We start from the raw sequence: 20574 nt of genomic DNA on the forward strand, positions 1-20574 counted from the left end.
TTATGGACAAGAGCAGAACGCGCAAGATCGGCCTCGGCGTTGCCGTGGCCCTGGTGGCGGGCGTGGCGTTGTATGCCATCCAGGCGCCGGCCAAGCCGCCGCAGTACATCACCGCGACGGTGGAGCGTGGTGATATCGAAAACGCCGTGCTGGCCACCGGGGTGCTCGAAGGCATCCGCCAGGTAGATGTCGGCGCCCAGGTATCCGGGCAGTTGCGCTCGCTGAAGGTCAAGCTCGGCGACAAGGTGCAAAAAGGCCAGTGGCTGGCCGAGATCGACCCGCTGGTGCTGCGCAACACCCTGCGCCAGGCCGAGGTGGACGAAGAAAAACTGCGCGCCGAGCGGCGCTCCACCGAGGCGCAGTTGCAGCAGGCGCGGCGGGTGTACGAGCGCTACAAGGCGCTGCAGAGCGACGAGTCGGTGTCGCGCCAGGACTACGAGAACGCAGAGTCCCAGTACCAGGTGCAACTGGCCACCCTGCGCTCACTCGATGCGCAGATCAAGAGCGCCCAGGTGCAGGTGGACACGGCCAAGGTCAACCTCGACTACACCCGCATCAATGCGCCGATCGACGGCGATGTGGTGGGCATCGTCACCCAGGAGGGGCAAACCGTGATCGCCCAGCAACTGGCGCCGATCATCCTCAAGCTGGCCGACCTCGACACCATGACGGTCAAGGCCCAGGTGTCGGAGGCCGACGTGATTCACATCAGCCCCGGCCAGCAGGTGTACTTCACCATCCTCGGTGAGGACAAACGCTACTACGCCACCCTGCGCGGCACGGAGCCGGCGCCCCAGGACTACCTGGAAACCACCGACAAGACCGGCGCCAGCAGCACCCGGCAGAACAACGCGGTGTTCTACAACGCGCTGTTCGAGGTGCCCAACCCCGAGCACCGTTTGCGCATTGCCATGACCGCCCAGGTGCGCATCGTGCGCGATACCGCCCAGGCCGTGCTGATGGTGCCGGTGGCCGCCCTGGGGGCGCGCAACGAGGACGGCAGCTACCGGGTGCGGGTGCTCGATGCCAAGGGCCAGGCTCAGGCGCGCGACGTGCAGGCGGGCATCAACAACAACGTCAAGGTGGAGGTCAAGGCGGGCCTGGCCGAAGGCGACCGGGTGGTGATCGGCGAGCCGGTCGGCGACCTGGCGGGGGCCTGAGCATGAACATGAGCGTTGCACCGGGTACCCTGTGCCCCCAGGGCGTCGAGCAGCAGACGGCCTTGCTGCAGTTGCGCGGCGTCAGCCGCAGCTTCATGGCGGGCGACCGCGAGTTTTTGGCCCTGCGCGAGATCGACCTGAGCATCCAGGCCGGCGAGCTGGTGGCGATCATCGGCGCCTCGGGCTCGGGCAAGTCGACCCTGATGAACATCCTCGGCTGCCTGGACCACGCCAGCGCCGGCAGCTACCAGGTCAGCGGCCAGGAAACCCGCGACATGGACGACGAGGCCCTGGCGGCGCTGCGCCGTGACCACTTCGGGTTCATCTTCCAGCGCTACCACCTGCTGCCGCACCTGGATGCGCTGCGCAACGTCGAAATACCCGCGGTGTACGCCGGTACCCCCCAGGGCCAGCGCCATGAGCGGGCCCGCGAGTTGTTGACCCGGCTGGGCCTGGCCGGGCACCTGGGCCACCGGCCCAGCCAGATGTCCGGCGGCCAGCAGCAGCGGGTGAGCATCTGCCGGGCGCTGATGAACGGCGGCCAGGTGATCCTTGCCGACGAGCCCACCGGGGCCCTGGACACCGCCAGCGGCAAGGAGGTGATGCGCATTTTGCTGGAGCTGCACGCAGCGGGGCACACCGTGATTCTGGTGACCCACGATCCCAAGGTGGCAGCCCATGCCGAGCGCATCATCGAGGTCAGCGACGGGCAGATCGTCAGCGACCGGCGCAACCGCCAGGACCTGGAGGTGCCCGCAGAACCTGCGCCTGCTGCCAGCGAGGCGCCGCGGCCACGGCGCCTGGTGGCAGGCTTCGGGCTGTTCCGCGAAGCTTTTGCCATGGCCTGGATCGCCCTGGTGTCGCACCGCATGCGCACCCTGCTGACCATGCTCGGGATCATCATCGGCATCACCTCGGTGGTGTCGATCTCGGCCATCGGCGAGGGTGCCAAGGGCTACGTGCTGCGCGATATCGAGGCGATCGGCAGCAACACCATCGACATCTACCCGGGCAGCAACTTCGGCGACAGCCGGGCCAAGTCCATCGAAACCCTGCTGCCGGCGGACGTCACCGCGCTGAACCAGCTGTACTACGTCGACAGCGCCACCCCGGTGATCGGCCGCAGCCTGCTGGTGCGCTACCGCAACATCGACGTGGACGTGCAGCTCAACGGCGTCAACGAGCGCTACTTCAAGGTGCGCAACATCCGCTTCGATGCCGGCATCCCGTTCAGTGCCGACGATGCCCGGCGCCAGGCGCAGGTGGTGGTGATCGACCACAACACCCGCCAGCGCCTGTTCGGCGAGGGCGTCGACCCGCTCGGCCAGGTGATCCTGCTGGGCAGCCTGCCGTGCACGGTGATTGGCGTGACCGCCGAAAACAAGAACCTGTTCGCTGCCAACAACGGCCTGAACGTGTGGCTACCTTACGAGACCGCCGCCGGCCGCGTGCTCGGCCAGCGCCACCTGGACAGCATCAGCGTGCGCATTCGCGACGGCGTGCCGAGCAAGCGGGTGGAGCAGGAGGTCAACACGCTGATGCTGCAGCGCCATGGCACCAAGGATTTTTTCACCAACAACCTCGACAGCATCATGCAGACGGTGCAGAAGACCAGCCGTTCGCTGACCCTGCTGCTGTCGTTGATCGCGGTGATTTCGCTGGTGGTGGGGGGGATCGGGGTGATGAACATCATGCTGGTGTCGGTGACCGAGCGTACCCGCGAGATCGGCATTCGCATGGCGGTGGGGGCGCGCCAGTCGGACATTCGCCAGCAGTTTCTGGTGGAGGCGGTGATGGTGTGTTTGATCGGCGGGGTGATCGGGATCGGGCTGTCCTACGGCATCGGCTCGTTGTTCACCCTGTTCGTGTCGCAGTGGCAGATGGTGTTTTCGCTGGGGTCGGTGGTGACCGCGTTCGCCTGTTCGACGCTGATCGGCATCGTGTTTGGCTTCGTACCGGCACGCAATGCTGCCAGGCTCGACCCGATCGAGGCGTTGGCGCGGGATTGAGTGCACAAACAACAATCCATTGATTTAACGCGGCCCTTGTGGGAAGCGGCCTTGTGTCGCGATGGGGCGCGCAGCGGCCCCAAGATCTCAACCTCATGCGAAATCGCTGGGGCCGCTACGCAGCCCATCGCGACACAAGGCCGCTTCCCACAGCATTGCGGCTAGCGCTGTATCTGTAGGCGCTAGCGCTGCGCCGTCAATGATGCCGCGCCGGCACCTGGGCGCCGTACATCCAGCGCATCAGCGAATGCCGCCCGCTGATGCCCAGCTTGATCGCCGCGCGACGCAGGTAGCTTTCCACCGTATTGACCTTCAACGCCAGCAGCTCGGCCTGCTGCGGCGCGGTGTGCCCGGCCAGCAGGCCCAGGCATACCTGGCGTTCGCGCTCGGACAGGCTCAGCCCGCTTTGCTGCAAGCGCTCGAGAAAACGCGCCGGCAATGACTCGCCAACCGCCGGCGGCGCCGGGTGCAGGGCATCGCCATGTTTCTCCAGCATCGGCAGCAGCAGCGGCGAGATGTCCTCCAGCAAGTGCCGTTCGGACAAGGTGAAGGCATCGCCCTGGGCGGCGCGCAGCACGGTGATCTGGTAGTGGTAGCCATTGTTGCTGCGGGCCATTTGCAGGCGCGCCGGGTCGCCCAGGGTGATGGCCGGGTGCGACAGCACGGTTTCGCACAACAGCGGTGCGTCGCCTTCGCCAGAGGCAATGCGCGACTGGCTGATATGCGTGGCATCGACCGTCAGCTGGGTGCGGATCAGGTCGTGTAGCCGGCGCGGGAACTGCTGGCTGCCGGTGCTGGCGATGGCTTTGCCGATCTGGGGAAAGGGCAGGTGTGGGGGCATGGTGTCGTCCGTGAGTCAATGAAAGTGAGCGCTGCCTGTCCTGTAGCGGCGCGAAGCGCTTCGAATCCTAGTACAACGATTGAGTGACCGTTGAATGAAACGCGTAGTGGCATAATAGTGGCATTCTTGCCAATTAGACAGCCTGACCGTCTGGTCATCGTTAACCTTATCGTAACGAATCGACGGTCTGCTTGATTGATGCAGCACTTACCTGCGCCCTAAGGTGATTCCACGACAGCGAACCCGTGGAGTCACCCAATGACAACAATGAAGAATCCACCGCCGCAATGGTCGCGCCGGCGCGCCGAAAAACAGCGCCGCCTCGAGCGCGTACGCCACCTGGCCGATGGCGTGGTGCTGCCCACCGAGCGTATCGTCGAGGCCCTGGAGCTGCTGCTGGCCCCGGGCGACCGGGTGGTACTGGAGGGCAACAACCAGAAGCAGGCCGATTTTCTCTCCCGTTCGCTGGCCAAGGTCGACCCGGCGCGGCTGCACGATTTGCACATGATCCTGCCCAGCGTCAGCCGCGCCGAGCACCTGGACCTGTTCGAACGCGGCATCGCCCGTAAGCTCGACTTCAGCTTCGCCGGGCCGCAGAGCCTGCGCATCGGCCAGTTGCTCGAAGACGGCCTGCTGGAAGTGGGCGCCATTCACACCTATATCGAGCTGTATTCCCGCCTGTTGGTGGACCTGATCCCCAACGTCACCCTGGTGGCCGGCTTCATGGCCGACCGCGACGGCAACCTGTACACCGGCCCCAGCACCGAGGACACCCCGGCGCTGGTGGAGCCGGCGGCGTTCAGCGACGGCATCGTCATCGCCCAGGTGAACCAGCTGGTGGAGCGGGTGGAGGACTTGCCGCGGGTGGACATTCCGGCGTCCTGGGTGGACTTCGTGGTGGTCGCCGACCAGCCGTTCTACATCGAGCCGTTGTTCACCCGCGACCCGCGCCACATCAAGCCGGTGCACGTGCTGATGGCGATGATGGCGATCCGCGGCATCTACGAAAAGCACCAGGTGCAGTCGCTGAACCACGGCATCGGCTTCAATACCGCCGCCATCGAGCTGATTTTGCCCACCTACGGCGAGTCCCTGGGCCTGAAGGGCAAGATCTGCCGCAACTGGACGCTGAACCCGCACCCCACCCTGATACCGGCCATCGAGACCGGCTGGGTGCACAGCGTGCATTGCTTCGGCACCGAGCTTGGCATGGAGGACTACATCGCCCAGCGCCCGGATGTGTTCTTCACCGGGCGTGATGGTTCGCTGCGCTCCAACCGCATGATGTGCCAGCTGGCCGGCCAGTACGCGGTGGACCTGTTCATCGGCGCCACCCTGCAGGTGGACGGCGACGGCCATTCCTCCACCGTGACCCGTGGCCGCCTGGCAGGCTTTGGCGGCGCGCCGAACATGGGCCACGACCCGCGCGGCCGGCGCCATGCCACCCCGGCCTGGCTCGACATGACCGTGCCCGACACCCTGCTGGAGCGGGGTCGCAAGCTGGTGGTGCAGATGGTCGAAACCTACCAGGAGGGCGGCAAGCCCACCTTCGTCGACACCCTGGATGCCGTCGAGGTGGCGAAAAAAGCCGGCATGCCCCTGGCCCCGGTGATGATCTACGGCGACGACGTCACCCACTTGCTCACCGAAGAAGGCATCGCCTACCTGTACAAGGCGCGCAGCCTGGAAGAGCGTCGGCAGATGATCGCCGCCGTGGCCGGGGTGACCGCCATCGGCCTGCGCCATGACCCTGCCGACACCCAGCGCCTGCGCCGCGAGGGCCTGGTTGCCTTGCCCGAGGACTTAGGCATTCGTCGCACCGACGCCAGCCGCGAACTGCTCGCCGCGCGCAGCATCGCCGAGCTGGTGGAGTGGTCCGGCGGGCTCTACAACCCGCCTGCACGGTTCAGGAGCTGGTAATGAAAGCACTCGACCTGAAGGCCCGCGCGGTCCCTGTAGGAGCCGGCTTGCCGGCGATAGGGCCATCAGCACAAACCTACAGTGAAGGTTGCAGGCCTGGCCTCATCGCCGGCAAGCCGGCTCCTACAGGGCTTGCGCTGGCTGATCATCTTGCCGACCTGGCCGTAGAAGCCCTGCTCGACGAAGCCGACCTGTCGCCCAAACCGGGCCTGGTGGACCGGCGCAGCAGCGGCGCCCACCACGACATGAGCCTGGCCCTGATGCACGCCTCGGCCCTGGCCCTGTGGCCCTGTTTCAAGCACATGGCGCAAGCGGCGCAACAGCACGGCGCGATCACCCCGGCCCTGCGCACCGACCTGGGCCGCATCGGCCGCGAAGGCGAGGCCGCCATGCTTGCCACCACCGGCGGGGTGAATACCCACCGCGGCGCCATCTGGGCCTTGGGCCTGCTGGTGGCCGCCCGGGCCCTGGGCGGCCAAGCCGATGCCCGGGCCGTGGCCAGCCGCGCCGGGCGCATCGCGCTGCTCGACGACCCGGCCAGCCCGGCGCAGCACAGCCACGGCAGCCAGGTACGCCAGCGCCACGGCGTGGGCGGTGCGCGCGAGCAAGCCCAACTGGGCTTCCCGGCGGTCATCGACCACGGCCTTGTGCAACTGCACCGCAGCCGCGCCGCCGGCTGCAGCGAGCCCCACGCCCGGCTCGACGCGCTGCTGGCAATCATGGCCACCCTGGGCGATACCTGCGTGCTCTGGCGCGCCGGTACTGAAGGCCTGCAAACCGTGCAACAGGGCGCCCGGGCCGTGCTCGCCGAAGGCGGCAGCGCGACCCTGGCCGGACGGCGCCAACTGCGCCGGCTCGATGCGCAGCTGCTGCAACTGAATGCCTCACCGGGCGGCGCCGCCGATCTGTTGGCGGCCTGCCTGTTCCTCGACGCGGCCGGAGGCCTGTGACATGCAAACCCTGAACTTTCAATACCCTGCGCAAGCGCCCGGGCGCGGCCGCACGTTGGTGGGCTGCGTCAGCTCCGGCGACCTCGAAGTGCTGATCGAACCCGGCACCCAGGGCAGCCTGCAGATTCAGGTGGTGACCTCGGTCAACGGCAGCGAAGCCCGCTGGGCGCAGCTGTTCGAGCGCCTGTTCGCCGGCCGCGCGCTGCCGGCGCTGAACATCGACATCCATGATTTCGGCGCCACCCCGGGCGTGGTGCGCCTGCGCCTGGAACAAGGCTTCGAGGAGATCGGCCATGACTGATACCGCCCGCCTGCTGCACAACCGCAGCTTCGTCGAACTGGGCGCCCGCCAGCGCGCCCGGGCGCTGCTGGACAGCGGCACCTTCCGTGAGCTGCTCGGCCCGTTCGAGCGCCTGATGTCACCTTGGCTGGCGCGCCAGGGCATCGTGCCCCAGGCCGATGACGGCGTGGTCATTGCCAAGGGCCGCCTGGCTGGCCGGCCCTGCGTGGTGGCTGCCATCGAGGGGGGCTTCCAGGGCGGCAGCATGGGCGAGGTGGGCGGGGCGAAGATCGCCGGCGCCCTGGAACTGGCGGTGGAGGACAACCGCAACGGCATCCCCACCTGTGCCGTGCTGCTGCTGGAGACCGGCGGCGTGCGTCTGCAGGAAGCCAACCTGGGGTTGGCGGCCATTGCCGAGATCCAGGCCGCCATCGTCGAGCTGCGCGGCTATCAGCCGGTAATCGGGGTGATTGCAGGCGCGGTCGGCTGCTTCGGTGGCATGTCCATCGCCGCCGGGCTGTGCAGCCACCTGCTGGTCACCCGCGAGGCGCGCCTGGGGCTCAATGGCCCGCAGGTGATCGAGCAGGAGGCGGGTATCGAGGAATACAACGCCGGCGACCGGCCCTTCATCTGGAGCCTGACCGGCGGCGAACAGCGCCATGCCAGCGGCCTGGTGGACGGCTATGTGGCCGACGATGTCGAGAGCATTCGCCAGCAATTGCTGCAGCTGCTTGATACGCCTTCGGCCAACCGCGCCGGGCAATACGCCCGTTACCTGGAGCGCCTCGGCAGTTTGGGCGAGGACGTCACGCAACTGGATGGCGCCGCCGTGCGAGCCCTTTACCAAGGAGATGTCTCATGAACCGTGCCTTGAACTGGCTGCCGGGCCTGGCCGGCGGTGAACCGCTGGCGGGTTACCCGGCCTCGCTGCAAGTGGTTGATGGTGAGCTGGACAACCGCCTGGCGCGCTTCATCGCCGTGGTGCCCGATGGGCACAATCCGTTCCCCAGGGCCCGCGCAGGCGAAGTCGGCCTGCTCGAAGGCTGGGGCCTGGCCAAGGCAGTCAGCGAGGCAGTGGAAGCGGATCGCAACAGCGAAAAGCGCGCCATCGTCGCGCTGATCGACGTGCCCAGCCAGGCCTATGGCCGCCGTGAGGAGGCGCTGGGTATTCACCAGGCCCTGGCCGGCGCGGTCGAGGCCTATGCCCAGGCGCGCCTGGCCGGGCACCCGGTGATCGGTTTGCTGGTGGGCAAGGCCATGTCCGGGGCGTTTCTGGCCCATGGCTATCAGGCGCAGCGCCTGATCGCGCTGGATGACAGCGGCGTGATGGTGCATGCCATGGGCAAGGCCGCCGCAGCGCGCATTACCTTGCGCAGTGTCGAAGCGCTGGAGGCGCTGGCCGCCGAGGTGCCGCCGATGGCCTACGACCTGCACAGCTATGCCTCGCTGGGGTTGCTGTGGAAGCGCTTGAGCGTGGCTAATGCCGAGCGGCCAGAGGCTGCGGACATTGCGGCGGTACGGGCTTGCCTGGCCGATGCGGTGCGCGATATCGGCCAGTCCAGCGACCTGGCCTCGCGCCTGGGCGGCGAGCACCGCCAGGCCTCGCGCCAGGTGCGCGAGCGCCTGCGCAACCAGTGGCAGGAGGCCTGAGATGAGCGCCCCGCGAGCCCACGACCTGCTGTGGGGGATGACCCCGCAGATGCTGGCCGACGATGCGCCGCAGTGGGCTGCGCAGGTGCTGGCTGCCGGCCAGCCGGTGGTGGTGCGCCGTGCCCGGTGCCGTGATGGCTGGGTGGCGGTCGGGGTGCGCGGGCAGGGGCGGGCGCAGCGTTGGGGTGGGGTTATGCGAGAGGTGGATATTCAGTGGCAGATGAGCCCCGAAGACCTGCTGGGAGGGTGCTTTGCGCCCCAATCGCGACACAAGGCTGCTCCCACAGGGGCGAATGCTGCCTCAGGTCATGCACTTACCCTGTGGGAGCAACTGTCTTGCTCAATTTTTAAAAGCCGACTCGATTCTTGTGGGAAGCGGCCTTGTGTCGCGATTGGGCTGCAAAGCAGCCCCGGCGGTCTCGCGTCGTGCACTGATTCGAAGCCTGCGCTCGATGCGCTCGCTTCAATCATCCCGGTACTGGCCACCACCGGCCTGCACTGGGGGCCCACCGGAGGCGTTGGCTACCACTTGGCCACAGGCCTCGATGTACTGCACGCAGGCAGCGACCTGGATGTGTTGCTGCGCACCCCAACCCCGTTCACCCGCCAGGCCGCCAGGAACCTGCTGGACATCCTCGACTGCGCGCCATGCCGTATCGACCTGCAACTGGAAACCCCGGCCGGCGCCATCGCCCTGCGCGAATGGGCCGGCCCGGCTAACCGGGTACTGCTCAAGTCAGCCAGCGGAGCACGCCTGGTCAGCGACCCGTGGTCAGCGCTGGAGTGCGCAGCATGAGCAGCCTGTTCGCTTTCCCGGGCCAGGGCGCGCAGCAGCCGGGCATGCTGCATGCCTTGCCGGCGGGCGCTGAATGCCTGCTGGAGGAGGCCAGCGATACCTTGGGTGAAGCGGTGCTGGCTTTGGACACTGCAGATGCCTTGCAGGGCACCCGCGCGGTGCAACTGTGCCTGCTGCTGGCGGGGGTGGCCTGGGCGCGCTGGCTGTTGCAACGCAGCCCGGCGCCGGATTATGTCGCCGGCTTGTCCATCGGCGCCTACCCGGCTGCGGTGGTGGCCGATGCCCTGGACTTCGCCGATGCCGTGCGCCTGGTGGCCCTGCGGGGCGAACTGATGCAGCGCGCCTATCCGCAGGGTTATGGCATGACTGCCTTGAGCGGCCTTGACCTGGCGGGCGTCGAGCAACTGCTGGCCGAGGTGCCGGGCGAGGCCTTTGTGGCCAATTTGAACAGCGACAACCAGATCGTCATCGCCGGCAGCGACAGCGCCATGGCCGAGGTCGCACGCCGTGCCCAGGGCCGGGGCGTGGCCCGCAGGCTGGCGATCAGCGTGCCGTCCCATTGCAGGTTGCTCAATGGCGCCGCCGCAGAGCTTGCGGCTGCATTCGAGCCGGTGCAACTGCGCCGGCCGGGTATCACCTGGCTGAGCGGCACCCGCGCGCGGCCAGTGCATGACCCGGTGCAATTGAAGGATGACCTGGCCTGGAACATGGCCCGGGTGGTGGACTGGCGCGGGCTGCTGCGTACCGCCTTCGAGCGCGGCGTGCGCCTGCAAGTGGAGCTGCCACCAGGCAGCGTGCTCAGCGGCCTGGCCCGCCCGGTGCTGGAACAGGGCAGGGTAGTGGCCCTGGAAAGCACCCGGGCCGATACAGTGGACGCCTTGCTGCGTCGGGAGGTGCAGCGCAGGCATTGACCCGGCACAACAGGGCCCCTGTAGGAGCCGGCTTGGCGGCGATGAGGCCGGGCCTGCAACCCTCGTATTTGCGGTACCAAGCAAAGCGTTTCGAAGAACAACAACAAGCAACTTCGACAAAAGCTGAGGACAACAACAATGATCATCTATGGTGTGGCTCTGCTGGCGGTATGCACGCTTGCCGGCGTTATCGTCGGCGACTTCCTGGGCGTGCTGCTGGGTGTCAAATCCAATGTGGGCGGGGTGGGCATCGCCATGATCCTGCTGATCTGCGCGCGCCTGTACATGCATCGCCACGGCGGTATGAGCAAGGAGTGCGAGTTCGGCGTGGGCTTCTGGGGTGCCATGTACATCCCGGTGGTGGTGGCCATGGCCGCCCAGCAGAACGTGGTTACCGCCCTGCACGGCGGGCCGGTGGCACTGCTGGGCGCCGTGGGCGCGGTGCTGGTGTGCGGCTTGACCATCGCGCTGATCAGCCGCAGCCACCGCGGCGAGCCCCTGCCGGCGCTGGACGCACCGCCACCAACCAACGCGCAGGCCGTGCCTGCGGGAGGGCGCTGACATGTGGCCGATCATTGACAACGCCCTGGAACACAACGGCCTGATCACCGCCTTTGCGGTGGTGGGCGCGATCATGTGGCTGTCGGTGCTGCTGTCGAAGTACCTGACCTTCGGCCGGGTGCACGGCTCGGCCATCGCCATCGTCATCGGCCTGGTGCTGGCCTGGGTGGGCGGCACGCTCACCGGCGGGCAGAAGGGCCTGGCCGACATGGCGTTGTTCTCCGGCATCGGCCTGATGGGCGGGGCCATGCTGCGCGATTTCGCCATCGTCGCCACGGCCTTCGAGGTGCAGGCCACCGAGGCGCGCAAGGCCGGCATGATCGGCGCGGTGGCGCTGCTGCTGGGCACGGTGCTGCCGTTCATTGTCGGCGCCTGCGTGGCCTGGGCGTTCGGTTATCGCGATGCGGTGAGCATGACCACCATCGGCGCGGGGGCAGTGACCTATATCGTCGGGCCGGTGACCGGTGCGGCGCTGGGGGCGAGTTCGGATGTGATGGCGCTGTCGATTGCCACCGGGTTGATCAAGGCGATCCTGGTGATGGTGTTCACCCCGGTGTCGGCGCGCTTGCTGGCCCTGGACAACCCGCGTTCGGCGATGGTGTTCGGCGGCTTGGCCGGGACGGTGTCCGGGGTGACTGCGGGGCTGGCGGCGACGGACCGGCGCTTGGTGCCTTATGGCGCGTTGACTGCGACCTTCCATACCGGGCTGGGGTGCCTGATGGGGCCTTCGATCTTGTATTTCTGTGTGCGGGGGTTGGTGGGGTAGCGGTTGCTGCCAATCTGCGGTGTATGGCACCGGCTGCGCCGGTGTTCGCGGCTAAAGCCGCTCCTACAGGGATCGCGTCACATCAAGGTCTGCGTTGTACCTGTAGGAGCCGGCTTGCCGGCGATGAGGCCGGTACAGGCAGCGCAGGGCTATGGCCCCCAATCAAACCTCCCGGCTATACATCCTGCACTCGGCCAACAACGCCAACAGGTTCGGCTCGCGCTCGCGCGCCTTCAAAAACACCACGCCAATATGCTGCTGCAGCCGGTACCGCGGTTGCAGCGCAATCAACCGCACGCGGTTCTCGTACACCGCCGCAATACGCCCTGGCAGCAGGGCAAAGCCCACCCCCGAGCTGACCATGCTCAGCAGGGTGAAGATATCGTTCACCTGCATCGCCACCTTGGGCTCGAACCCGGCCTGCTGGAACACCCGCGCGCCGTCGCGGTGGGTGGCAAAGCCCTGGGTCAGGGTGATGAAGGTGGAGTCGGCGAGGTCCGCCAGGTCCACTTCGGCCTGTTCGGCGAAGGGTGAGTCGGTGGGCACGGCGAGGAAGATATCGTCCGAGAACAGCGCCAGTTGCTCGCAGGCCGGGTCGCTGACGCTTTCGTCCAGCGACACCAGCATGGCGTCCAGCTCGTGGTTTTTCAGGCGGTGCAGCAGGTCGATGTTCGAGCCCAGGGTAAGGTCGATGTTCAGCTCGCTGCGTCGCAGCTTCAGGCCCATCACAAGCTTGGGCACGGTCTTGACCGTAAGCGAGTACAGCGCCCCCAGGCGAAAGCGCTCGGCGTAGAAGCCTGCGGCCTCGCGGGTATGGCGCACCATCTGTTCGGCGTCCTGGATCAGCTGGCGGGCCTTTTTCTCCAACACATAGGCGCTTTCCAGCGGGATCAGCTGGCGGCCTTCGTGTTTGAACAAGGGGCAGCGCAGGGCGCTTTCCAGCGAATGGATGGCGCGGTGCACGCTGACGGCGCTGGTGGCAAGTTCTGCGGCGGCGCGGCCGAGGTTGCCGGTGCGCATGAAGGCGAGGAAGGTTTCGAGCTTTTTAAGGGTGAGTTCTTCGTCGATCAGCATGCGCCGGTCCTTGTAGGAGCCGGCTTGCCGGCGATGAGGCCTGTAGAGCCGACACAATACCTTGTGTTGGCGCCCAGGGCCCTATCGCCGGCAAGCCGGCTCCTACAGGGGACGCGTCAGTTGGCGCGGGCCAGGGCGGGGTTGCCGGCGCGCGAGACGCGCAGCGCCACCAGGCTACCGACCACGATCAACACCGCCAGCGCATACAGCGCGGCATCGGTGGAGCCGGTCTGGTCCTTGATGAAACCGACCAGGTACGGGCTGAGGAAGCCCGCCATCTGGCCCACCGAGTTGATGATCGCCAGGCCCGCCACGGCGGTACCTGCGCTCAGCAGGGCGGTCGGCATTGGCCAGAACATCGGCAGGCCGGTGAGGGCGCCCATGGTGGCGATGGACAGGCCGAGGATGGCAATCGCCGGCTGGCCTGCGAAGTTCACCGCGATCACCAGGCCCAGCGCGCCCATCAGCATCGGCACTACCAAATGCCAGCGGCGTTCGTTGCGCAGGTCCGCCGAGCGGCCCACCAGAATCATGAATACCCCGGCCAGCAGGTACGGGATGGCGCTGAGCCAGCCGATCAGCAGTGGGTTGTCGAAGCCCATGTTCTTGATGATCGACGGCAGCCAGAAGTTGATCGCGTACACGCCGCTCTGGATGCAGAAGTAGACGAAACCGAAGGTCCAGATCAGCGGGTTGGTCAGCACGGCGAGCACGCCATCGCCGCGGGTGGCGGGTTTGGCGGCGGCGTCGGCGGCAAGGTCGGCATCGATCAGCTGGCGTTCGGCCGGGCTCAGCCAGGCGGCTTTCTGGTGGCTGTCACTGAGCAGCACCACGGCCAGCACGCCAAGGGCGACGGTGGGCAGGCCCTGGATCAGGAACATCCACTGCCAGCCGGCAAGGCCGCCCTGGCCTGCGGCAAAATGCTGCAGGATCCAACCCGAGAACGGCCCGCCGAGCAGGCCGGAAACCGGGATCGCCGACATGAACAGGGCCATGATGCGGCCACGCCGCGCGGCCGGGAACCAGCGCGAGAGGTACAGCACCACGCCTGGGAAGAAGCCGGCTTCGGCGGCGCCGGTGAGCAGGCGCAGGGTGTAGAACTCGGTGGGGGTGGTGACGAACAGCAGGCAGGTGGACAGGCTGCCCCAGGCGATCATCATCAGCGCGATCCAGCGCCGCGGGCCGAAGCGGTTGAGCGCCAGGTTGCTGGGCAGGCCGCACAGCACGTAGCCGATGAAGAAGATGCCGGCGCCGAGGCCGTACACCGTTTCGCTGAATTTCAGGGCGTCGAGCATCTGCAGCTTGGCAAAGCCGACGTTGACGCGGTCCAGGTAGTTGAACAGGTAGCAGATGAAAATGAACGGAATCAGCCGCAGGGTGATGCGCCGGTACAGCGCGTTGCGGGTGACGTCGTTGCCTTGGTCAGGGGCGGGGCTGTGTGCCATGATCGGGGTCTCTTTTGTTATGGTTGTCGCCGCGTCGCCTGTAGCCGGCGCTCGCCTTGACGAGTCTCGGGGAGTGTAGCGCGGCTGTCTTTGTGCTTATGCACAGCCGGGGCTCAAAGCTGCTGTGCCGGCGACCAAACCTTAAGGAACCCTGCATGTTCGAACTGGACCACGCGCTGGCCCAGGACATCGTCGACCGGGCGATGGCCATTTTGCCTTGCAACGTGAATGTGATGGACAGCCAGGGGCTGATCCTGGGCAGTGGCGAGGCCGAGCGTATCAATACCCGCCATGAAGGCGCGCAACTGGTGCTGGCCAACGGGCGCATCGTCGAGCTGGACGGCGAGGCCGCCAAATGCCTGAAGGGTGTGCAGCCCGGGGTCAACCTGCCGCTGATGCTCGATGGCCGGCTGATCGGCGTGCTGGGCCTGACCGGCGACCCGCAGCAACTGCGCACCTATGCCGAACTGGTGCGCATGACCGCCGAGATGCTGCTGGCCCAGCGTCACCTGCAGGTGGAGCAGCAGTGGCGGCGCCAGCGCTGCGACGACCTGTTGGCGTTATTGCTGGGCGGCTCCGGCGAGTCGCCGCGGCTGGTGGACGAAGCCCAGCAGCTGGGTTTGAAACCCAACCTGCCGCGGGTGCCGTGCCTGTTCGAGCTGAAATCCGGGCCGCCGGCCGAGGCGCTGTCGGCCTGGCTGATGAGCCGCTTCCCCGACAGCTGGTGCGTGAGCCCTGCGCGTCAGTCGCTGCTGTGGTGCCGCCCGGCGGTGGCGGCGGTGGATGAGGCGCGGCTGTTCGAGCGCTTGCAGCGCCACGGTTGGGAGGTCGACCGCCTGGCCCTGGGCAGCCCGGCGCAAAGCCTGGAGCAACTGCGCCGTGGCTACCGCCGGGTGCGCGACCTGCTGGCCTACGGGCGTGAGGTGTTGCCCAACGAGCGCCTGCTGAGCCTGGCCCGCTACCGCCTGCCGGCGTTGCTGTGGCGCCACCGCAACGACGATGCCCTGGATGAGCTGCTGGAGCCATTGCTGCGTATTCGTGCCAAGGATGCCAGCGGCCAGTTGCTGGCCACCCTGCGCGCCTGGTGCGCCCATGACGGCCAGAGCCAGGCCTGTGCCGATGCCTTGGGCATTCACCGCAACAGCTTGCGCTACCGGCTGGAGCGCATTGCCGAGGTGGGCGAGGTGGACCCGCTGCGCATGGAAGGCATGCTGAGCCTGTACCTGGGGTTGCAGTTGCTGCCGGCAGATTGAATCGTACCCTGTAGGAGCCGGCTTGCCGGCGATGAGGCCCGGCCTGCAAACGCTTGTGCCAGGGCTCCTGGCCCGATCGCCGGCAAGCCGGCTCCTACAGTGATGGCATGATTCACCAACCGCCCAAACAACCGGCCCCGGGATTTGTGCATTCGACCGAGGCCGGCCTGTCACGCAACTGTCAGCATGCGCGGTACAAGACAGGAGAATCCCCCATGAAGATCGTCATTGCCCCCGACTCGTTCAAGGACAGCCTCGATGCCGCCGGCGTCGCCCGTGCCATTGCCGACGGCCTGGCCGAGGTGTGGCCTGATGCTGAGCGGGTGCAGTGCCCCATGGCCGACGGTGGCGAGGGCACCATGCAGGCGATCGTCGCGGCCAGCCACGGCGAGCAGCGCCGGCAGGCCGTGCGCGGCCCGTTGGGTGACAGCGTCGAGGCCAGCTGGGGTTGGCTGGCCGACAGCCGCACGGCGGTGATCGAGATGGCCCAGGCCAGCGGCATTCAGTTGCTGCCCAGCCAGCAGCGCGATGCCTGCCGCAGCAGCACCTGGGGCACTGGCGAGCTGATCGCCTCGGCCCTGGCGGCTGGTGCCAGGCGTATCGTCCTGGCCATCGGTGGCAGTGCCACCAACGACGGCGGTAGCGGCATGCTGCGCGCCCTTGGCCTGCGCCTGTTCGATGCTGCCGGGCAGCCGTTGGCAGAGGGTGGCCTGGCGCTGGCGCAACTGGCGCGCATCGACGCCAGCGACCTTGACCCGCGCCTGGCCGAGGTGCAGGTGGAGGTGGCGGCTGATGTCGACAACCCGCTGTGCGGCCCTAACGGCGCCTCGGCAATCTTCGGCCCGCAAAAAGGCGCCAGCCCCGAGCAGGTACAACTGCTCGACCAGGCCCTGGGCCATTTCGCCGATCATTGCACGCAACTGCTGGGCAAGGATGTACGCGACGAGTCGGGCAGCGGTGCGGCCGGCGGCATGGGCTTTGCGGCCAAGGCGTTCATGGGCGCGCGGTTTCGCCCTGGCGTTGAGGTGGTGGCTGAGCTGGCCGGGCTGGATGCACTGGTGCAGGGCGCGGGCCTGGTGATCACCGGGGAAGGGCGCTTCGATGCCCAGACCCTGCGCGGCAAGACCCCGTTGGGGGTGGCGCGGGTGGCCAAGCGGCATGGCGTGCCGGTGGTGGTGCTGGCCGGCACCCTGGGGGCGGGGTATGAGCAGCTGTATGCCCATGGCATCGATGCCGCGTTTGCCCTGGCCAGCGGGCCGATGAGCCTGGAACAGGCCTGTGCCGGGGCCGAGGGCTTGCTCAAGGCACGGGCGGCGGATGTGGCGCGGTTGTGGCAGGTTGCCAAGGGGCGTTGAAGCCCGCGATCTGAACACTGGCGCGGCCCCAGGGTTTTGGCATCATGCAGAATTGCCGGGGTCGCTTCGCGCCCCATCGCGGCACAAGGCCGCTTCCCACAGGTATCGCATGACCTTCAGGCCTGTGCTGTACCTGTAGGCGCCGGCTTGCCGGCGATCACCGGCGCAGCCGGTGCCATCCTGTGCTGGCCTCATCGCCGGCAAGCCGGCTCCTACAGGGATCGCGCCAGCATTTGGAGAATGCATCACGGCTGCAAGGACGCCTCCATCATCTTCTCCAGCCCTGCATAGTCCTTGTGCCCCACCGGCACCAGCCCGGTGGCCTCCTGGGAGGCGACGAAGCTGGCCAGGGCCTTGGGGTCTTCGAGCATGGCCTTGCGCAGTTTTTTCTTCAGCGCCGGGCACAGGCTGGCACTGAACACGTAGGGGTCGTAGTAGATCGGTTCGGAACGCCACAGCACCTGCAGGCGCTTGGGGTCGACGCTGTGGCTCGCCAGGTAGGCATCGGCCTGCTCGCTGGCGACGAACGCGGCATCCACCCGGCCTTCGAGCAGCGCCTCCATGGCCTTGTCATGGTTGCCGGCATACACCAGCGAACTGAAATAACTCGGCAGCGGCGTGCCCACCAGCGCGGCAAATTCGACGCTGGGTACGAGGCTGCCGGAGGTGCTGGCCGGGTCGCTGAGTGCTACCCGGGTGCCGCGCAATGCACCGGTACTGGCCGGGCCACCAGAGCGGGTCAGCAGCAGCGCCTGGTAGTGGTTGCCGGCCGGGGTGTAGGTGCCGCCGCTGAGGGTGAAGGTGGCGAACGGTTCTATACGCCGGTCGCGGCGGTGGGCGAGGATGTACGACGCCGGGCCCAGCCGGGCGATGTCGGCACCGCCGGAAACGATCGCATCCACCACGCTTTCGTAGGAGCCGCTGACCACCAGTTCCACCGGCACCCCGGCGGCCTTGCCCAGGCGCGCCAGCAACGGCTGGTGGTCGCGGGTCATGTCTTCGACGCTTTTGATCGGGATCACCGCCAGGCGCAGGGCGTGGGGCGTGCAGTTGGCCAGCGTGTGGCCGGCCAGCAGTTGCGCCAGTGCCACGGCGCCCAATGTTTTCAGTACACGCATGCCTTCTCCTCGGTGCCGTTGAAAGGCGGGTAGTCGTGCAACTGCGCCGGCGACAGCGGCCGGCTGAAGTGGTAACCCTGGGCGATGTCGCAGCCGGCGAGCTTCAGGCACACCACCTGCTCGCGGGTTTCGACACCTTCTGCGACCACCTCCAGGCCCAGGCGCTTGGCCAGGATGATGGTCGAGGACACGATGGGGCTGTCGTCGTAGCTGTTGGACAGCGGGGCGATCAGCGCCCGGTCGATCTTCAGCTTGGACAGCGGCAGCGATTGCAGGTGGGCAAAGCCGGCATAGCCGCGGCCGAAGTCGTCCAGGCTGATGCCGATGCCGGCTGCGCGCAGGCGGTACAGGTGCTCAACCGCAGTGCCCTCGGGCTCGAGCACCGTGGTTTCGGTGATTTCCAGCTCCAGGCGGCTGGCGCGGATACCGTAGTACTCAAGCTCGGCCAGCAGGCGGGCGCTGAAGTCTGGCTGGCGCAGCTGCAGGGCCGATACGTTCACCGCCAGGCGCGCGTCCTGCTCGCGGGCATCCCAGCGGGCCAGTTCTTCGCAGGCCAGGCGCAGCACCTCCCAGCCCAGGTCGACGATAAAACCACTGCGCTCGGCCATGTCGATGAAGCGGTCGGGGTAGAGCAGGCCGAATTCAGGGTGCTGCCAGCGCACCAGGGCTTCGTAGCCCAGCACCTGCAAGGTATCCAGGCGAATCTGCGGTTGGTAGTGGAGCACGAACTGGCGCTCGGCCAGGGCGCTGCCGAAGGCCTGCTCGAGGGTGAAGGCCTGGATGTCGGACAGGTTCAGCGACGGGTCGAAGAAGCGGTACTGCGCACGCCCGGCCTGCTTGGCCGAGTACATGGCGGCGTCGGCGCAGCGGATCAGCGTGTCGATGTCCTGGCCATCACGCGGGCAGATGCTCACGCCCACGCTGGGGCTGGTGTTGACCTCCTGGCCATCCAGGGCGTAGGTGGCCGAGAGCTTGTCGACCAGCGCCCGTACCCAGGCGTCTATCTGCTCCTCGCTGCGCTCGCCTGCCAGCAGCACCACGAACTCGTCGCCACCAAAGCGCGAGGCTTCGTCGCCGGGTTCGAGCAGGCGCTGGATGCGCCCGGCAACAGCTTGCAGCAGCAGGTCGCCGACCTTGTGCCCGAGCGAATCGTTGATCGACTTGAAGCGGTCCATGTCGATGAACAGGATCGCCATCAGCCGGCGTTTGCCGCGTTGCTGGGTCAGCGCCTGGGCGGCCACCTCGACGAACTGGCGGCGGTTGTGCAGGCCGCTCAGGTGGTCGGTGGCGGCGGCGTGGCTGCTGCGCCGGTGCTCGTCTTCCAGGCGGTCGATCAGCTGCTGGTTGACCTGCTGGGTGCGCTCCAGCTCGCCGAACGCCTCCTGGCGCTTGTGCAGCAGGCGCAGGCCCCAGGTGAGGCTGGCCAGAATCAGCAGGGTCATGGCGACGTTCAGCCACAGCTGGCGGCTGACGGTGAGCGCCGAAGGGGCGAGGATTTCGTCGTGGCGCTGGCTCACCACCACGCTGAAACCACGGTCAGGTACCCGGCGGTACAGGCTCTGGTAGGCGCCTTCGAGGCTGTACTGGGTGAGCTGGCCGCTGTCATCGCCGGTGCCTGGCAGGCCGGGTACCAGGGTTTCGCCGGCCACCACCACGCCGCTGGTGTCGATGCGCAGGCGCTCCTGGCCATCGTCCTGGAGCAGGCGTACCAGGCCGGTCTTGCCCAGGTCGATGTGCTGGAACAGCACCGCCAGGTAACCGATATCCAGTTGCACCACCAGGATGTTGTCGATCTCCCGGCCCGGCAGGTCGGTCAGCGGCAGCAGGAAGGGCAGGCGCCAGTTGGGCAGGGCGGACGGGTTGGCGGGTGGCGTGGTGCGCGGCAGGAAGGCCTTGAAGCCGTAGTGCGACACATGGGTTTTCAACTGCTCGAGCCAGGCCTGGGGCAGTTGTTCGGGTTCGTCGTTGTGGCTGGACGAGAGCAGCCGGCCGTTGTGGTCGTACAGGCTCATGCGCTTGAACACCGGGTCTTCGGCCAGCAGCCGGGCCAGGCTCAGGTTGCCTTGGCGCAGGCGTTTCATGTCGTCCTGGGTGACCCGCCCGACGGCTTGGGCGCGGTCCACCAGCTGGCGCAGGTTTTCCCCGACGATGCTTGCAAGGTTGAGGTGTTCGGCGGCTTTTGCCGACAGCGCATCCTGGCGCGAGGCGGCCTTCTGGTTGATGTGCAGGCCCCACAAAAAGGTCAGGGTGAGTACGCACAACATCGACAGCAGCAGCGGCAGCAGCCCTGCGGAAGAGAGAGAACGCCTGATCACTGCTGGTATCCCCGGCCCTGGGTAGTCCTTGAAAAATACGACAGAAAGATGACAGCGCAATGACTGATGGCAGATTGCCTTGATTTTCTGCTGTCCGTCATCGCCCCCTGTAGGAGCCGGCTTGCCGGCGATAGGGCCGGGTGCTGCGGCACATTTTTCTGATGTGTTTT

18 protein-coding genes are annotated in these 20574 nt (G+C 67.2%); 13 read left to right on the forward strand and 5 right to left on the reverse strand.

Annotated features, from left to right (window positions below; genetic code table 11):
- Positions 1-2: 2 nt before the first annotated feature.
- Positions 3-1160: a macrolide transporter subunit MacA gene (gene macA / locus KSS94_RS12775; protein ID WP_217843325.1), complete on the forward strand. Its 1158-nt coding sequence runs from the start codon at positions 3-5 to the stop codon at positions 1158-1160.
- 8 nt (positions 1161-1168) lie between these two features.
- Entirely contained in the window at positions 1169-3169 is a 2001-nt protein-coding gene (locus KSS94_RS12780; protein WP_217843326.1) for a MacB family efflux pump subunit, read from the forward strand.
- Between the two features lie 196 nt (positions 3170-3365).
- On the opposite strand, the gene KSS94_RS12785 is transcribed toward KSS94_RS12780, so the two are convergent.
- Positions 3366-4010, reverse strand: coding sequence for a helix-turn-helix transcriptional regulator (locus tag KSS94_RS12785; protein ID WP_217843327.1), 645 nt, complete (start codon positions 4008-4010; stop codon positions 3366-3368).
- Between the two features lie 258 nt (positions 4011-4268).
- On the opposite strand from KSS94_RS12785, the gene mdcA reads away from it, so the two are divergent.
- The 9 genes from mdcA to madM all read left to right on the forward strand — a co-directional run bounded on the left by mdcA (position 4269) and on the right by madM (position 11844).
- Positions 4269-5930 (forward strand): malonate decarboxylase subunit alpha, encoded by a 1662-nt coding sequence (gene mdcA, locus KSS94_RS12790; RefSeq protein ID WP_217843328.1) that lies wholly within the window; start codon positions 4269-4271, stop codon positions 5928-5930.
- Positions 5930-6880: a triphosphoribosyl-dephospho-CoA synthase gene (locus tag KSS94_RS12795; protein ID WP_217843329.1), complete on the forward strand. Its 951-nt coding sequence runs from the start codon at positions 5930-5932 to the stop codon at positions 6878-6880. Before mdcA ends, KSS94_RS12795 begins: the two co-directional genes overlap by 1 nt.
- Position 6881: 1 nt before the next feature.
- On the forward strand, positions 6882-7181 hold the full coding sequence (locus tag KSS94_RS12800) for a malonate decarboxylase subunit delta (RefSeq protein ID WP_217843330.1): 300 nt from the start codon (positions 6882-6884) through the stop codon (positions 7179-7181).
- The gene (locus KSS94_RS12805; RefSeq protein WP_217843331.1) at positions 7174-8022 is read left to right on the forward strand and encodes a biotin-independent malonate decarboxylase subunit beta; all 849 of its coding nucleotides are present in this window, start codon (positions 7174-7176) and stop codon (positions 8020-8022) included. The genes KSS94_RS12800 and KSS94_RS12805 overlap by 8 nt, the downstream gene beginning before the upstream one ends.
- Positions 8019-8810, forward strand: coding sequence for a biotin-independent malonate decarboxylase subunit gamma (gene mdcE, locus KSS94_RS12810; RefSeq protein ID WP_217843332.1), 792 nt, complete (start codon positions 8019-8021; stop codon positions 8808-8810). The genes KSS94_RS12805 and mdcE overlap by 4 nt, the downstream gene beginning before the upstream one ends.
- A gap of 1 nt (position 8811) precedes the next feature.
- On the forward strand, positions 8812-9606 hold the full coding sequence (locus tag KSS94_RS12815; RefSeq protein ID WP_217843333.1) for a malonate decarboxylase holo-ACP synthase: 795 nt from the start codon (positions 8812-8814) through the stop codon (positions 9604-9606).
- Complete coding sequence (gene mdcH, locus KSS94_RS12820; protein WP_217843334.1) at positions 9603-10517, forward strand: malonate decarboxylase subunit epsilon; 915 nt, start codon at positions 9603-9605, stop codon at positions 10515-10517. Before KSS94_RS12815 ends, mdcH begins: the two co-directional genes overlap by 4 nt.
- Positions 10518-10655: 138 nt before the next feature.
- The gene (madL, locus tag KSS94_RS12825; protein WP_217843335.1) at positions 10656-11078 is read left to right on the forward strand and encodes a malonate transporter subunit MadL; all 423 of its coding nucleotides are present in this window, start codon (positions 10656-10658) and stop codon (positions 11076-11078) included.
- A gap of 1 nt (position 11079) precedes the next feature.
- Positions 11080-11844 (forward strand): malonate transporter subunit MadM, encoded by a 765-nt coding sequence (madM, locus tag KSS94_RS12830; protein ID WP_217843336.1) that lies wholly within the window; start codon positions 11080-11082, stop codon positions 11842-11844.
- A 162-nt stretch (positions 11845-12006) separates the two neighbouring features.
- Here the strand turns inward: madM and KSS94_RS12835 are convergent, their stop codons facing one another.
- Together KSS94_RS12835 and KSS94_RS12840 are read right to left on the reverse strand one after the other, a co-directional pair.
- Complete coding sequence (locus KSS94_RS12835) at positions 12007-12918, reverse strand: LysR family transcriptional regulator (protein ID WP_217843337.1); 912 nt, start codon at positions 12916-12918, stop codon at positions 12007-12009.
- Between the two features lie 116 nt (positions 12919-13034).
- Positions 13035-14363 carry an MFS transporter gene (locus KSS94_RS12840; RefSeq protein ID WP_217843338.1) on the reverse strand — a complete coding sequence of 443 codons (1329 nt, stop codon included), beginning with the start codon at positions 14361-14363 and terminating at the stop codon, positions 13035-13037.
- Between the two features lie 155 nt (positions 14364-14518).
- Between KSS94_RS12840 and KSS94_RS12845 the strand changes: the two genes are divergently transcribed.
- Entirely contained in the window at positions 14519-15616 is a 1098-nt protein-coding gene (locus tag KSS94_RS12845; protein ID WP_217843339.1) for a sugar diacid recognition domain-containing protein, read from the forward strand.
- Positions 15617-15831: 215 nt separating this feature from the next.
- Entirely contained in the window at positions 15832-16971 is a 1140-nt protein-coding gene (locus KSS94_RS12850) for a glycerate kinase (protein WP_217843340.1), read from the forward strand.
- 245 nt (positions 16972-17216) lie between these two features.
- On the opposite strand, the gene KSS94_RS12855 is transcribed toward KSS94_RS12850, so the two are convergent.
- The gene (locus KSS94_RS12855) at positions 17217-18089 is read right to left on the reverse strand and encodes a phosphate/phosphite/phosphonate ABC transporter substrate-binding protein (RefSeq protein WP_217843341.1); all 873 of its coding nucleotides are present in this window, start codon (positions 18087-18089) and stop codon (positions 17217-17219) included.
- Entirely contained in the window at positions 18077-20404 is a 2328-nt protein-coding gene (locus KSS94_RS12860; protein WP_217843342.1) for a bifunctional diguanylate cyclase/phosphodiesterase, read from the reverse strand. The genes KSS94_RS12855 and KSS94_RS12860 overlap by 13 nt, the downstream gene beginning before the upstream one ends.
- Positions 20405-20574: the final 170 nt, after the last annotated feature.

The organism is Pseudomonas fakonensis (assembly GCF_019139895.1).
GTDB lineage: Bacteria > Pseudomonadota > Gammaproteobacteria > Pseudomonadales > Pseudomonadaceae > Aquipseudomonas > Aquipseudomonas fakonensis.

What these genes read in the sequence shown, in the direction of transcription:
- macA (WP_217843325.1), top strand. Translation starts at nt 3, where the DNA reads ATGGACAAGAGCAGAACGCGCAAGATCGGCCTCGGCGTTGCCGTGGCC.
- KSS94_RS12780 (WP_217843326.1), top strand. Translation starts at nt 1,169, where the DNA reads ATGAGCGTTGCACCGGGTACCCTGTGCCCCCAGGGCGTCGAGCAGCAG.
- KSS94_RS12785 (WP_217843327.1), bottom strand. Translation starts at nt 4,010, where the DNA reads ATGCCCCCACACCTGCCCTTTCCCCAGATCGGCAAAGCCATCGCCAGC.
- mdcA (WP_217843328.1), top strand. Translation starts at nt 4,269, where the DNA reads ATGACAACAATGAAGAATCCACCGCCGCAATGGTCGCGCCGGCGCGCC.
- KSS94_RS12795 (WP_217843329.1), top strand. Translation starts at nt 5,930, where the DNA reads ATGAAAGCACTCGACCTGAAGGCCCGCGCGGTCCCTGTAGGAGCCGGC.
- KSS94_RS12800 (WP_217843330.1), top strand. Translation starts at nt 6,882, where the DNA reads ATGCAAACCCTGAACTTTCAATACCCTGCGCAAGCGCCCGGGCGCGGC.
- KSS94_RS12805 (WP_217843331.1), top strand. Translation starts at nt 7,174, where the DNA reads ATGACTGATACCGCCCGCCTGCTGCACAACCGCAGCTTCGTCGAACTG.
- mdcE (WP_217843332.1), top strand. Translation starts at nt 8,019, where the DNA reads ATGAACCGTGCCTTGAACTGGCTGCCGGGCCTGGCCGGCGGTGAACCG.
- KSS94_RS12815 (WP_217843333.1), top strand. Translation starts at nt 8,812, where the DNA reads ATGAGCGCCCCGCGAGCCCACGACCTGCTGTGGGGGATGACCCCGCAG.
- mdcH (WP_217843334.1), top strand. Translation starts at nt 9,603, where the DNA reads ATGAGCAGCCTGTTCGCTTTCCCGGGCCAGGGCGCGCAGCAGCCGGGC.
- madL (WP_217843335.1), top strand. Translation starts at nt 10,656, where the DNA reads ATGATCATCTATGGTGTGGCTCTGCTGGCGGTATGCACGCTTGCCGGC.
- madM (WP_217843336.1), top strand. Translation starts at nt 11,080, where the DNA reads ATGTGGCCGATCATTGACAACGCCCTGGAACACAACGGCCTGATCACC.
- KSS94_RS12835 (WP_217843337.1), bottom strand. Translation starts at nt 12,918, where the DNA reads ATGCTGATCGACGAAGAACTCACCCTTAAAAAGCTCGAAACCTTCCTC.
- KSS94_RS12840 (WP_217843338.1), bottom strand. Translation starts at nt 14,363, where the DNA reads ATGGCACACAGCCCCGCCCCTGACCAAGGCAACGACGTCACCCGCAAC.
- KSS94_RS12845 (WP_217843339.1), top strand. Translation starts at nt 14,519, where the DNA reads ATGTTCGAACTGGACCACGCGCTGGCCCAGGACATCGTCGACCGGGCG.
- KSS94_RS12850 (WP_217843340.1), top strand. Translation starts at nt 15,832, where the DNA reads ATGAAGATCGTCATTGCCCCCGACTCGTTCAAGGACAGCCTCGATGCC.
- KSS94_RS12855 (WP_217843341.1), bottom strand. Translation starts at nt 18,089, where the DNA reads ATGCGTGTACTGAAAACATTGGGCGCCGTGGCACTGGCGCAACTGCTG.